At 68.9% G+C, this 13,559-nt stretch carries 11 protein-coding genes; 5 read left to right on the top strand and 6 right to left on the bottom strand.

Going from position 1 to position 13,559, the window contains the following annotated elements:
* Positions 1-13: 13 nt before the first annotated feature.
* Together FDN03_RS10290 and FDN03_RS10285 are read right to left on the bottom strand one after the other, a co-directional pair.
* Entirely contained in the window at positions 14-943 is a 930-nt protein-coding gene (locus tag FDN03_RS10290) for a helix-turn-helix domain-containing protein (RefSeq protein ID WP_171021212.1), read from the bottom strand.
* Between the two features lie 100 nt (positions 944-1,043).
* A complete protein-coding gene (locus FDN03_RS10285) occupies positions 1,044-1,619 on the bottom strand; it encodes a TetR family transcriptional regulator C-terminal domain-containing protein (RefSeq protein WP_138176619.1) in 576 nt (191 codons plus the stop codon).
* Between the two features lie 126 nt (positions 1,620-1,745).
* Here FDN03_RS10285 and FDN03_RS10280 point away from each other — a divergent pair, with 126 nt between their 5' ends.
* From FDN03_RS10280 to FDN03_RS10265, 4 genes are all read left to right on the top strand, one after another.
* A complete protein-coding gene (locus FDN03_RS10280) occupies positions 1,746-3,656 on the top strand; it encodes a primary-amine oxidase (protein ID WP_138176616.1) in 1,911 nt (636 codons plus the stop codon).
* Entirely contained in the window at positions 3,640-4,143 is a 504-nt protein-coding gene (locus FDN03_RS10275) for a hypothetical protein (RefSeq protein WP_138176613.1), read from the top strand. The genes FDN03_RS10280 and FDN03_RS10275 overlap by 17 nt, the downstream gene beginning before the upstream one ends.
* A gap of 225 nt (positions 4,144-4,368) precedes the next feature.
* On the top strand, positions 4,369-5,835 hold the full coding sequence (locus FDN03_RS10270) for an FAD-dependent oxidoreductase (RefSeq protein WP_249354499.1): 1,467 nt from the start codon (positions 4,369-4,371) through the stop codon (positions 5,833-5,835).
* 66 nt (positions 5,836-5,901) lie between these two features.
* A complete protein-coding gene (locus FDN03_RS10265) occupies positions 5,902-7,392 on the top strand; it encodes a gamma-aminobutyraldehyde dehydrogenase (protein WP_138176610.1) in 1,491 nt (496 codons plus the stop codon).
* Here the strand turns inward: FDN03_RS10265 and FDN03_RS10260 are convergent.
* The 3 genes from FDN03_RS10260 to FDN03_RS10250 form a co-directional block, all read right to left on the bottom strand.
* Positions 7,389-8,513 carry a CDP-glycerol--glycerophosphate glycerophosphotransferase gene (locus FDN03_RS10260; RefSeq protein ID WP_138176607.1) on the bottom strand — a complete coding sequence of 375 codons (1,125 nt, stop codon included), beginning with the start codon at positions 8,511-8,513 and terminating at the stop codon, positions 7,389-7,391. The genes FDN03_RS10265 and FDN03_RS10260 overlap by 4 nt on opposite strands.
* Before the next feature lie 110 nt (positions 8,514-8,623).
* Positions 8,624-9,613, bottom strand: a complete 990-nt coding sequence (locus FDN03_RS10255; RefSeq protein WP_171021211.1) for a zinc ABC transporter substrate-binding protein — start codon at positions 9,611-9,613, stop codon at positions 8,624-8,626.
* Positions 9,614-9,647: 34 nt separating this feature from the next.
* Positions 9,648-10,937 (bottom strand): YibE/F family protein, encoded by a 1,290-nt coding sequence (locus FDN03_RS10250; RefSeq protein ID WP_138176601.1) that lies wholly within the window; start codon positions 10,935-10,937, stop codon positions 9,648-9,650.
* A gap of 227 nt (positions 10,938-11,164) precedes the next feature.
* Between FDN03_RS10250 and FDN03_RS10245 the strand changes: the two genes are divergently transcribed.
* Positions 11,165-12,430 (top strand): type II CAAX endopeptidase family protein, encoded by a 1,266-nt coding sequence (locus FDN03_RS10245; protein WP_171021210.1) that lies wholly within the window; start codon positions 11,165-11,167, stop codon positions 12,428-12,430.
* 84 nt (positions 12,431-12,514) lie between these two features.
* Here the strand turns inward: FDN03_RS10245 and FDN03_RS10240 are convergent, their stop codons facing one another.
* The gene (locus FDN03_RS10240; protein ID WP_249354497.1) at positions 12,515-13,465 is read right to left on the bottom strand and encodes a hypothetical protein; all 951 of its coding nucleotides are present in this window, start codon (positions 13,463-13,465) and stop codon (positions 12,515-12,517) included.
* Positions 13,466-13,559: the final 94 nt, after the last annotated feature.

Here is a 13,559-nt window from a genome sequence, read left to right as displayed (position 1 = left end):
GGCGCGGCGGGCCCTAGCCGGCGAGCTGCTGCCGGTAGCGGCTGGGACTCACCCCGTGGTGGGCGGCAAAGGCCCGGGCGAAGCCGGCCGCATCGGGCAGGCCCACCCGCGCGCCGATCGCCTGGATCGGCACCTGGGCCAGCATTGGGTCCGCCAGCAGTTCGGCGGCCAGTTCCATGCGCTGGTGGCGGATCAGGGCGCCGACCGGCCGGGGCTCGGCGGCGAACAGGGCGTGCAGGCTGCGCACCGAAAGGTAGTGCGCGGCGGCGATGCTGCCCGGACACAGCGCCGGATCGGCCAGCCGGGTTCGGATGTACTCCTGGATTCGCTGGCGTTGGCGCTGCTTGTCCCCGGCTGGGCTGGCCGGGGTCAGCACCCCGCCCAGCGCCGTGGCCAGCAGGTCCGAGGCGTTGCGCGCCAGCGGCGCGCCGCCGTGTTCATCCCACTGGTCCAGGTGCTCGCCCAGGTGGTGCAGCAGCGGGGTGACGGTGCCGGCCAGCGGATGGCGTCCGTCCAGCTTCACGGCGGTGATCTGGTGGACCTGCTCCTGGGGCAGGCGGAACTGCTCGTGCGGGATCATGACCACCATGGTGGTCGCCTCGCGTTCGAAGGCCAGCGAATAGGGCCGCTGGGTGTCGTAGATGGCCAGTTCCCCGGGGGCCAGCAGCACCTGGCGTCCGTCCTGGACCAGCAGCCCATGCCCGGTCAGCTGCAGTGAAACCTTGAAGTATTTCCCGTCCCCGGCCGCCGCCAGCGGTTCGGTGCGCTGCACGGCGTGGGGCTTGGCGCTGATGCGCATCATCCCGATCCCGCCGAGCATGTTCGTGGCCAGGCTGGCGCGGAACCGGCCGGAGGACACCGCTTCGCTGCGCAGCGGAACGAAGGACTGGGAGACCAGGTCCGACCAGGCGGTGTGCGAATCCACGTGCTGAAACTGGTACATCCCTCTCCTCCCGGCGCGGGCACCGCCCCTGTAGTGCGCGTCACGTTGAATGTACGGCAGATTTTCGTCGCTGTCACCTGCCGCCGCTGCGCCCCGGGGGCTAATGCAGGGATTCGAGCAGGTAGTCCAGCTGCGCCAGCAGCTGCTGGCGCGAGTTGCCCGCATGGTCCAGCACGGCGGTGATCTGCGCCCCGAGCAGGAAGGTCATCAGCGCATTGCGCGCCACCTCCACGCGCTGCGGGTCCAGGCCCGGCACCTGATGCAGCCAGCCATCGAGCTGTCGGCGCCAGTCATCCATGGAGTTTGCGTTCAGCTGCGCCATCTTCTCATCCTGCAGGGCCACGTGCCAGAAGTGGATGACCACCCGGGACTCGTCGCGGCGCTCCTCATCCAACGGCAGCACCTCGGCGGCGAAGGCGCGGATGGCAGCCATTCCCGCCAGGCCCCGGGTGGTGCGGGCGATGCGCCGCCCGGTGGAGTTGAACACGAAGTTGAACGTGGCCGAGAGCAGCGAGTTGCGGGTGGGGAAGTACGGTTTGAGCCCCCCGTTGGCGTAACCGGCCGCGGCGGCCAAATCACGCAGGTTCAGCTTGTCGAAGCCCTGCTGGGCAATGAAGCGCCAGGTGACTTCGATGATTTCGCGGCGGCGCTGCTCATGGTCAACGATCTTGGGCATGTCACCAGTCTAGGGCCGGGGCAGAAATATCCCGCGCCCCCTTGTGAAGCACTCCACAAATCCGTATTCTCTACACGTAGAGAATTAAAAGTGTTTCGCTTCACACCCCCTGGAAGGTTGCATCACATGAAGACCCGCACCGTCGACTACACCCTGCTGGGCGCCGAGGAAATCGCCGCCGCCCGCCGGCTGCTGCAGGAGAACAACCTGTTCACCGGCTCCACCCGCATCGCCTACCTGGGGCTGGAGGACCCGAACCTGCAGGCCCCGGCCCGCCGGGTGCGGGTCATGCTCATGGATTCGGCGCTGAATGAGCCCAAGGACGTGGTGCTGGACCTGACCCGCAACGAGATCGAGCAGGTCACCGAGGTCGACGCGGCGGCCGTGGGGCAGCTGCCGGTGCTGGAGGAGGAGTTCGAAAAGGTCGAGGCCATCGTGGCCGCGGACGAAGGCTGGATCCAGGCGCTGGCCAAGCGCGATCTCACCGTCGAGCAGGTGCGCGTCGCGCCGCTGTCCGCCGGCGTCTTTGAGTACCCGCAGGAGTCCGGGCGGCGCATCCTGCGCGGGCTGGCCTTCCGCCAGGACTTCGCCGAGGACTCGGCCTGGGCCCACCCGGTGGACGGGCTGGTCGTCTACATCGACACCGTCGCCGGCAAGGTGGACCAGATCCTGGACTTTGGACCGGTGGACATCCCGGCCGACCACGGCAACTACACCGACCCCGAGCTCACCGGCCCGATCCGCGACACCCAGAAGCCGCTGCTGATCACCCAGCCGGAGGGCCCCAGCTTCACCGTCACCGACGGCAACCACGTCGAGTGGGAGAAGTGGAGCCTGGACGTGGGCTTCGACATGCGCGAGGGCCTGGTGCTGTACAACATCGCCTTCGACGACAAGGGCCAGCGCCGACGCATCCTGGACCGCGCCTCGATCGCCGAGATGGTCGTGCCCTATGGCGACCCCTCCCCGGTGCGCAGCTGGCAGAACTACTTCGACACCGGCGAGTACCTGATCGGACGCATGGCCAACTCCCTGGAACTGGGCTGCGACTGCCTGGGCGAAATCCACTACATCTCCCCGGTGGTGGCCACCGCCGACGGCGAGGCCCGCACCATCCACAACGGCATCTGCATGCACGAGGAGGACTCCTCGATCCTCTCCAAGCACTCCGATGACTGGTCGGGGGTGAAGTACACCCGACGCAACCGCCGCCTGGTGATCAGCTTCTTCACCACCGTGGGCAACTACGACTACGGCTTCTACTGGTACCTGTACCTGGATGGCACCATCGAATTCGAGGCCAAGGCCACCGGCATCGTGTTCACCTCCGCGATGCGCGACGAGCGCTTTGCCTCGGAGATGGCCCCGGGCCTGGGGGCCCCGTTCCACCAGCACATCTTCGGCGCCCGGCTGGACTTCGCACTGGATGGCGGGCCGAGCCAGGTCATCGAGGAGGAGGCGGTGCGCCTGCCGATCAGCCAGGAGAACCCGCGCGGCAACGCGTTCAGCCGCAGCCACACGGTGCTGTCCACCGCCAAGCAGGCGGTGCGCGATGCGAACATGCCCTCCGGGCGCTCCTGGGTGGTCACCAACCCGGAATCGAAGAACTACCTGGGCAAGCCGGTGGGCTTCAAGCTGCACCCGCAGGGCCTGCCCACCCTGCTGGCCGCCGAGGGCTCCTCGATCCACAAGCGCGCCACCTTTGCCTCCAAGGCGCTGTGGGTCACCAAGCGCGAGGCCGGGCACCGCTACCCGACCGGCGACTTCGTGAACCAGAACCCGGGCGTGGAGGGGATCAAGGACTGGATCGCCGATGACCACAGCGTGGACACCCAGGACATCAGCCTGTGGCACACCTTTGCGCTGACCCACTTCCCGCGCACCGAGGACTGGCCAATCATGCCGGTGGACTCGGTCGGGTTCAAGATCCGCCCCGAGGGCTTCTTTGACCGCTCCCCGGTGCTGGATGTGCCCGAGCCGGTCAAGCACGGCTGCTGCTCCAGTGGTGAGGCCGAGTGCTGTGGCGGCGGAAACTAGGCGCACCGCGGGCACCTGGGTGCTGGCCGGCGGCGCCGCAGCGCTGGCGGCCGCCCACGTGCTGATGCTGCTGGCCCTGCCCCACTCGCCGGGCTGGGTCATCGCCCTGGGCGTGATGACCCTCTGGTGCCTGAAGTGTTCGGTGGACGCCCTGCGCACCGGGCAGCTGCTGGGGCTGCTGCTGATGAGCGCGGCCATGGGCATCGCGCACGTCGTGATGGTGCTGGGCCTGCCGCTGGGGCACGCCGGTCACGGGGCGCATGCCGCGGCTTCCGGCGGCCATGCGGACGGGCACCTGTGGATGCTGGTGATCGCGCTGGCCGAATTCACCCTGATGTTCGGCTGCGCCCTGGGGATCAGCGCCGGGCGCCGGGTCCGCGGTTCCACCGCGGCCCGCAACGCCGCCGGGTGCTCCGTGGCGCACCGCAGCACCCAGAGCGCGGGCGCCGTCCCGGCGGCCGCGCCCCTGGTGCCCTCCGGGTCTTGACAGTCCGCCGGCCACCGCGGTTGAATGTGTAATGAATCACATTCATTACACATTCAACCGTGATCCTTGTGGGGAAGAGGGATAAGCGTGGCCAGCCTCCGGCTCCCACTGAGCACCCCTCCCCCGCTGCGACCACACTGGTCATCCCACCACTTCCAACGCTGGCGATGAACGGGCCCGCCTTCGCCCACCCGTTCACCGACCTCGACAAGGGATAACCTGCCCGTGACCGCCACCCCATCCACCCCCGCCACCGGCCCGCTGAGCTTTGATCGGCACGAGGCCGAAATCGACCCCGAACGCATCCGCCAGTCACTGGCCGGGGCCCGGCACACGTCCTACTGGCTCGACACCCCGCTGCGCCCGGACCCGCACCCGGCCCTGGAAGGTCCCGCCTCCTGCGACCTGCTGGTCATCGGCGGAGGCTACACCGGGTTGTGGACCGCCCTGCAGGCCAAGGAGCGCGACCCGCAGCGCAGCGTCATCCTGCTGGAGGCCGAACGCATCGGCTGGGCCGCGTCGGGACGCAACGGCGGGTTCTGCGAGGCCTCCCTGGTGCACGGCGAATCCAACGGCGAACAGCACCTGCCCCGGGAGAACGCCCGGCTCACCGAGCTCGGTGAGGAAAACCTGCTGGAGCTGCTGGAGACCATCTCCCGCTACAACATGGACGTGGAGCTGATCAAGGACGGCATCCTCACCGTGGCCACCGAGGACCATCAGGTCCCATGGCTGCGCGAGGAGCACGCGGCACACCCCGACACGCTCTACCTGGGCCCCGATCAGGTGCGCGGCTGGATCAACTCCCCGGACTTCAAGGCCGGACTGTACAGCGAAACCGACGGGGTGCTCGTGCACCCCGCCAAGCTGGCCTGGGAGCTGGCCCGGGTGTGCGACGAGATTGGGGTGCAGATCCACGAGCACACCCGCGCCGAAGCGCTGGCGCCGGTGGAGGGCGGCCTGCGCGTGCTGACCCCCAGCGGACAGGTGCAGGCCGAACGTGTCGCCCTGGCCACCAACGCCTTCCCCTCGCTGCTGGCCCGGCACCGGCTGCACACCATCCCGGTCTACGACTACGCGCTGATGACCGAACCGCTCAGCCCCGGGCAGCGGGCGGCGCTGGGCTGGGAGAAGCTGGTGGGCCTGTCCGACATGAACAACCGCTTCCACTACGTGCGCCCCACCATTGACGCCGAGGGCGGTTTCCGGCTGCTCTACGGCGGCTACGACGCGCTCTACCACTTCGGCGGGCGGATCCGCTCCAGCTACGACCGCTCCGAGGCGACCTTCGAAAAGCTGGCCGCCCACTTCCTGGGCAGCTTCCCGCAGCTGGGCCAGGTGCGCTTCTCCCACGCCTGGGGCGGGGCGATCGACACCTGTTCACGCTTCTTCGCATTCTTCGACAGCTCCTACGGCGGGAAGGTGGCCTACTCGGCCGGCTACACCGGCCTGGGGGTGGGGGCCACGCGCTTCGGGGCGAAGGTGATGCTGGACCTGCTTTCGGGGAAGCCGACCGAGCTGACCGGACTTGAGATGGTGCGCCGCAAGCCGATCCCATTCCCGCCCGAACCGGCCGCCTGGCTCGGGGTGAAGCTGATGACCGGGCACCTGGCCCGCGCCGACCGCAACCAGGGCCAACGCTCCCTGTTCCTGAAGGCCATGGACAAGCTCGGCATGGGTTTCGACTCCTAGAACTTCGCGCCGGCACCGGCCCGCGGCCGGACCCATTAACGACCACCCCCAGGAAAGGGACCCCAGATGCACAGCTACGACTTCCCCCACGGCCACCAGTTCATCAACGGCGCCTGGCGCCGCGGCGGCGGCCAACGGGTGGAGCGGATCAATCCCGCCACCGGCACCGTCCTGGAAACCATCGACTACGCCAGCGCCGAGGACGTGGAGGATGCGGTGCGCGCGGCCCACACCGCCTTCAGGTCCTGGTCGCGGCTGACCCCCGCCGAACGCTCCGGGCACCTGCTGGCGCTGGCGCGCGAACTGGAATCCCGGGCCGAACTGCTGGCCGCGGTGGAAACCGCGCAGACCGGCAAGAGCATCCGCATGTCCACCGAGTTCGACGTGCCCGGCTCCATCGACAACGTGAACTTCTTCGCCGGGGCGGCGCGCCACCTGCAGGGCCTGGCGGCCGGGGACTACGCCGGGAACTCCACCTCAATGGTGCGCCGCGAGCCGGTCGGGGTCATCGGTTCGATCTGCCCCTGGAACTACCCGCTGCAGATGGCCGCGTGGAAGATCCTGCCGGCGATCGCCGCCGGGAACACCATCGTGCTCAAGCCCAGTGAGCTCACCCCCGGCACCACGCTGCTCTTCGCCGAGGCCGCCCACGCCGCCGGGCTGCCGGCCGGGGTGATCAACGTGGTGGTCGGTCCGGGGCCGAGCGTGGGTGAACAGCTCGTGGGCCACCGGCTGGTGCGGATGAGCTCCTTCACCGGTTCCACCGCGGTGGGCCGGCGCATCATGGCCCTGGCCGCGGAAACCGGCAAGCGGGTGCACCTGGAACTGGGCGGCAAGGCCCCGTTCGTGGTGTTCGACGACGCGGACCTGGAGGCCGCGGCACACGGCGCGGTGGCCGCCTGCACCATCAACGCCGGGCAGGACTGCACGGCCGCCACCCGCGCCTACGTGCACAGCTCGGTCTTCGAGGCGTTCACCGCCCGGGTCACCGAGCTGATGGAAACCATGGTGGTGGGAGATCCCACGGACCCGGACACGGACATGGGGTCCCTGATCAGCGACACCCACCTGCGCCGGGTCGCCGCCATGGTGGACCAGGCGCTCGCACAGGGCGCCACGGTGCGCACCGGCGGAACCCGGCTGCCGCGCCCCGGCTCATTCTTCCGTCCCACGCTGATCACCGGGGCCCGGCAGGATTCGGCGATCGTGCAGCAGGAGGTGTTCGGCCCGGTGCTGGTCGCCCTGCCCTTTGACACGGACAATGAGGCGATCACCCTGGCGAACGACACCCCCTATGGCCTGGCGGCCAGCGCCTGGACGCGGGATGTGAACCGGGCCCTGCGCGCCGCGGCGGAGATCGAGGCAGGCTGTGTGTGGATCAACGAGCACATCCCGATCATCTCCGAGATGCCGCACGGCGGCTACAAGGCCTCGGGGCAGGGCAAGGACATGAGCCAGTACTCCTTCGACGAGTACACGAACATCAAGCACGTGCTGCTCTCCCACGAAGAGGCCGCGCACCGCCCGTGGCAGGACACGGTGTTCCGCCAGCGCTAGGAGCCGCAGACCAGCCGGCCCAGCAGCTCGGTGGCCTGCCCCGGGGTGGTGGTGGCGAAGAAGTAGCTGGCCAGCTCCTGCTGCCCGGCACTGCCGGCCCGGCCCAGTTCCAGGACCCGCTCGGCCAGGTCCTGGCCCGCCGCCGCGGAGCCCAGCAGCTGGCCGGCCGGCAGCCGGCGGGTCAGTTCGCAGTCCTGGCTGCCAACCGCCAGCAGCGGCACATTCAGCGCGATCGCGTCATAGGCCATCGCCGAGATGTCGCAGATCGCCACGTCGCTTTCGGCCAGGGACTGGCCGGGGTCGGCGACCGGGTCCAGGTGCGCGGCGTACTCCCGGCGCAGCCCGGCCAGCAGCTTGCCCACCGGCGCCGAGGTGTCCCCGGTCTTCGGGTGCGGCCTGAAGCGCAGCTCAATGCGCTCGTCCCCGGCCAACGCCTCCAGCAGCTGGGCGCCATGGGTTTCCAGCGAGGAATAGCCCATCGCCTTCGAATCGCCCTCCCAGGTGGGGGCGTAGAGCACCCGCAGCCGGCGCAGCCCGGTAGTGCGGGTAATCCCATCCAGCTGTGGGCGCCCGATCGGCACCAGCGCGGCCGGGTCAAAGCGCGGGATGTGCGCGGTGATGCGCTCGATGGCCGCCGGCCCGGCCACCGCCACCCGGTCGTAGGCCTTGAGCTGGTTGGAGACCATGGAGATCTTCTCGCTCTCCCCATGGTTCAGGTGCACGTGCAGCGGGCCGTTCATCCGCAGCATCGTGAAGTTGCCCTGCGCGTTGTTCACGTAGCAGATGGTCCTGGTCCCGGCCTTGGCCAGGCGCTGCTCGACCTGTTCCATGGAGCGGGAGAAGAACACCGGCAGCCCGGTCATCTGAAGCAGCTGGCGGGCGGTGAGCGCGTTCATCACCACGATTCCGATCCGCGCCCCGGATTCGGCCAGGGCCTCGAAGGGACGCAGCCACACCTGCAGCTGGTAGATCTGGCTGGGCGGTTCGGAGAAGAACAGGACCGTGTGCGCCTGGCGCAGTTCCCGGTGCTGGGCGTTGATGCTGCGGCGCACCGCCGGTTCGGCGGCCAGGGCTCGGGCCCGGCCCACGGCCAGGCGCAGTTGTCGGGTGATCAGGGACATGGCTTAAGTCTACGGAACCACCGCGCCCGCCCTGCCCGGCGCGCCACGGGCCGGTGCTCCACAGGCCGGTCCGGCCGCCGGCTCGACCGCCGGTTCGGCGGGCTCCTGCGCTATTTGCCTGCTGCGGCGGCCAGGTCATCGACCTGGGCGCCCATCCAACCGACGTAGTCCTCATCCGGGCCCATGGTCTCGGCGAAGTCGACCACCGGCACCGAATGGGCCTCGGCGGTGGAGCGGATCGCGACGCTGTCGTGCCCCTCGGTCTGGATATTGTAGGCCAACAGGTCAATCTGTCCGTCGGCGAGCGCATCGTTCATCTTCTTCAGGGTCTGCGGCGGGATGTCGCCGCCGGCCTCGACCGCTTCGCTCAGCCCCTGCGGGGTGGCGTCGTGCATCCCGGCGTCCTTCAGCAGGTAGAAGGGCACCGGCTCGGTCATCGCGAAGCTCTTGCCGTCCAGCCCGGCCGCCGCCGCCCGGTCCTTCAGCTCCTGCAGCTCGGTGCTGAACTGCTCGGCGTTGGCCTGGAACTGCTCGGCGTGCTGCGGGTCGAGTTTGCCGAACTCGCTGGCCAACCGCTCCCCCAGGGCCTGCATCGAGTCCAGGTCAAACCAGACGTGCTCGTTGTACCCGGCATGCTGGTGACCCTCATGCCCGCCATGCTCGTGCTCGTGCTCTCCCTGTTCATCGTGCCCGGCCTCGGCGCTCTCTTCGACGGCCTCGGGCGAGGTGTCCACGGCGTGGATCTGCTGGGCCACCTGTTCGGAGGGCATCGAGGAGATCAACTGGTCCATGAAGGCGTCGTAGCCGCCGCCGTTGGCCAGCACCACCTCGGCCTTGGAAATGGTCAGCTTGTCCCGTGCGGTGGGCTCATAGGAATGCGGGTCCTGGGCCGGGGAGGAGATGATCTCGGTGGCCTGCACGCGGTCGGCGCCGATGCGCTGGGCAATGTCACGGTAAACGTTGGTGGTGGCGACCACCTCAATGGCATCGGGGTTCTGCTGCTCCTGCGGGGACTGGGCGCTGCCCTGGGCGCACCCGGCCAGGATCAGTGCGCCCACTGGCAGCAGCAGAAGCGTCGGGGTCAGGTGGCGTGCGGTCACGGGCGGCTCCATTCCAAAGAATCACTAATGAGAACTATTCTACATTAATGTGAGAATGGTTCGCACCAGCGGTTTCGGTGCCGGCTCGCCGGTCCCGCGGCAGGGTCCCATGGGCTCCCCCGGTTCCGGTGGCCTTGACCACCAGCACCGCGATCAGCGTGGTCACCGGGATCGCCAGCACCAGCCCGATCGAGCCAATCAGGATGCGGATGACCTCCTCGGCCATCGACCCGGTGCTTAGCGTGCTGCCCACCCCCTGGTTGCTCAGCGCCGCGATCGCCAGGATCGGCAGCGCCGCCCCGGCGTAGGCGAAGGCGATCGTGTACACGGTGGAGGCGATGTGGTCCCGCCCGATGCGCATACCCTTGGCGAACAGTTCGCGGGCCGTGGCCCGCGGCGCGGCCTCGGCCAGCTCCCAGACGGTGGCGGACTGGGTGATGGTCACGTCGTTGAGCACCCCCAGCCCGCCGATCAGCAGCCCGCAAATCAGCAGCCCCGTTAACGACACCTGCGGCGCCACCGTGGACAGGGTCATCGCGTGCTCATCGGTGGCCCCGGTCAACGCCGCCGCATCGGTCAGCCACACGGCAAGCCAGGCGGTGACGCCCAGCCCGAAGAGGGTGCCCAGCAGCGCCGTGGAGGTCTTCGCGTTCAGGCCGTGGGCAAAATACAGCGCACCGAACATGATCACCGTGGAACCCACCAGCGCAACCAGCACCGGGTTCTGCCCCTCCAGCAGGGCCGGGACCATGAACATCATCATGAACGCCACCCCGCCCAGCAGCCCGATCAGTGCCCGCCCGCCACGCCACCCGGCGACCAGCACCACCACCAGCGCGTAGGCCAGGGCCAGCAGCACCATCGGCGTAGTGCGCACGAAATCGACGAAGACATAGGGCACCGCCTCGGTGCTGGCCCCCGCCAAATCCAGGTAGCGCACCCGATCCCCGGAACCCACATCCCGGGAGCTGAGCGTTTCGGGCGGCACCTCCAGCTGGATCTCCGCCCCGCCGCCGTCGGGCATCACGTAGGTGACCGGGCACTGCAGCTCCTTGCCGCCCACCTCGTCCAGCCCCTGGCTGGAGGGGCAGATCTGCGACTCGGTGCGAGTGACCGTGCCGGTGGACATCTGCACCGACCCGCTGGTGTCCATCGGGCCGCTGAGCGCGAAGCGATCGTAGTTTCCCTGGGGCCACAGCACGATCACCATCACCAGCGCAATGGCTCCCACCGGCGCCAGCAGCGCCCAGAGGATGATCGAGGCGCGCTTGTGGCGCCGGGGATCCAAGAGGATCTGCGAATGTTCGTGATGGTGATGGCCCACGTGCCTGCCTTTGTCGTCCTGCCCGAGATGGGCCGCTGCGTGCCCGGATGTCGTGGCACCACATCGAAGACGATGCGCAATGGTGCCCGCACCAGTGTAGCCAGCGCGCCGGGGCCAGGGCAGCGGCGAATCGCGCACCGCCCGTGCGGCACCGTCCGCGGGGATGAGCAAACAAATCCACCCAAAGGTTCATGGGTTTACCCCACCGCACCAGCGAGAATTGCCTTATGACCAGCCAGCCAGAACGCCTTGAGCCTTCGCCTTCCACCGCGGGCGCCGATCCGCACACCGAACCCCGCTACGCCTTCCACCGCCTGATGCGCCGCGACCGGCAGTACCGGTGGTGGCAGCCGCTGGCGGTGGGCGGCACCACCCTGGGCTTCTATCTGGCGCTCACGGTCCTGATCGTCATCGCCATGATCGCGATGATGCTGGCCTCCCCCACCGCGTGGATGGACACCGGCACCGGCGACCCGTTGGCGGCCAGCGAGGAACTGGCACTGGACATGAGCAATCCCTCGGATTTCATCCTGACCATGCTCTCGCTCATCCTGCTGATCCCGGCCTGCTTCTTCGCCTACCTGCTGCTGGGCCCCAAGCCGGTGGGCCTGCTGTGGTCGGTGACCGGCAGGTTGCGGTTCCGCTGGCTGGCGGTGTGCCTGGGTGCGGCGCTGGGGGTGTACCTGCTCTACTTTGGCGGCGGGCTGCTGCTGGAAAAGACCGGGGTGCTGCCCTCCGCGCCGGTGCCCGCCCAGAGCGTGCCCGATTCCCCGCTGCTGATGGTGATCCTGGTGCTGCTGCTGGTGCCGTTCCAGGCACTGGCCGAGGAGTACCTGTTCCGCGGGATGCTGATGCAGATCATCGGCGGCTGGCTGAAACATCCGCTGTTCGCGATCCTGCTGCCCCTGCCGTTGTTCGTCTTCGGGCACATCTACGACGTCTACGGCCTGCTGGATGTGGCGGCCTTCGCGCTGGCCGCCGGCTATCTCACCTGGCGCACGGGTGGGCTGGAGGCGGCCATCGGAATGCACGTGGTGAACAACGTGCTCCTGTTCCTGATGGGCGCGGCCGGGCTGATGGACATGAACGCCACCGAGGGATCCCTCGCGGCCCTGCTGCCCTCACTGGTGCTGACCGCAGTCCTGACCTTCCTGCTGGTGCGCCTGGCCGATCGTTTCGGCGTGCAGCGCACCGCCGGGCCGGCTCCGCTGCCGCCGCAGCCGGAATACCTGGTGCCGTGGTCAACCGGCGGTCACCCGCATTTCCCGCAGTACCACCAGCAGCAGTACCCGGGGCAGCAGTACCCGGTGCCGGGGCACCCGGCCCAGGGGAACTACCCGCCGGGCCAGGCCCCGCACCCCGGGCACCCCACGGGCGCCTATTGGGCGCCGCCGGCCGAACAGCTTCCGCCGTACCCGAACCCACCGCAGCAGGGACCGGGCACTGCGGGGCAGGGAACCGATAACCCGCCGGAGCAACAGCCCGGCAGCTAAGCGCCGCCCCTGGCGCCCTGGTCGGCGGCGGGCAGGGAAAAGGCGTGAGCATTGGGTAATGCTCACGCCTTGGGACTAGTGGGATCAGTGGTTGTTGCGCGGCCAGCGCAGCAGGGCAGCGATGCCCACCCCGTTGGGCAGCAGCCCGTCGGGGACGTAGCGGATGGTCGCATCGGTCAGCGCGGTGGCCCGCAGCAGCACCTCAGGCGCCGGCCATTGGCCGATGACCAGTTCGGCGTGGTTCGGATCATCCTCCACCGCCACCCAGGGTTCGGCGCTCAGGGCCCGCAGCGTGTGCTCATCCTGGTACTGGCTGACCAGGATCGTGTCGGCCTGCGCCTGCTGCAGGGCCTCCACCACCTCGTTGATGCCCAGGGCCAGGTTCGCCCGCGAGTTGCCCGAGTTGTCCGCCACCCGCTGGGAGAGGGTCTCCAGCTCGGTCGCGGTCACGGTATCCACCAGCTTGCGGATTTCCGCGTCCACGGCGTTGCGGTCGGCCCCGCCGGTGCGGGTATTGGCCTCCAGCATGGCCACCAGGGGCTGCAGCGAGGAGTGCACATAGTCGCGCACCATCTCCCGGGATTTCACATCCCCGGAGATCACGATGAGCCGCACGTAGTTATCGTGCGCCATCTCCCGGATCAGGTCGGCGACCTCCTCGGCGTTGCGCCGGGCCATTTCTTCGGCCGCGGCCTGGTTCTTGGGCTGGTCGTATTCCCCGGGCACCTTGCGGGCCACGTGGGTTTCCTCCGGCACGCCCACGATGCCCCGGCTGGCGACCCGTTCCGGGGAGGTGGTGTTGTACAGGTGCACTTCACCGCCGGCCCGCCCGGCCTCGGCCACCAGATAGGAGAAGGCCCCGCCGCGGGCGCGGGCCAGGGCCACAAAGTTCGGGAACGGTCCGGTGTCCACGGTGGTGTTTTCCACCTTCAGGCCCGGGATGATTTCATTGAGCACCACCTGTCCGTCGTGGACGGCAACCATGCGGGCCACCGGGGCGCGCAGCCCCTCGACCGGCTGCAGGGCTTCGGTCATTGCTGAGATGTCGCGAGGATCCGCTTGCTGACTTTTGAGGGTCTTGGCAACTTCATCAGGTAGCCGGTCAGCGGCCTCCTGCGCCGCCGTGGTT

Origin of the sequence: Glutamicibacter sp. V16R2B1 (assembly GCF_005774635.1) — a bacterium.
GTDB classification, from domain to species: Bacteria; Actinomycetota; Actinomycetes; order Actinomycetales; family Micrococcaceae; genus Glutamicibacter; species Glutamicibacter creatinolyticus.
Note: the sequence above shows the minus strand (reverse complement) of the source record. Positions and strands in the feature narration are given on the sequence as shown.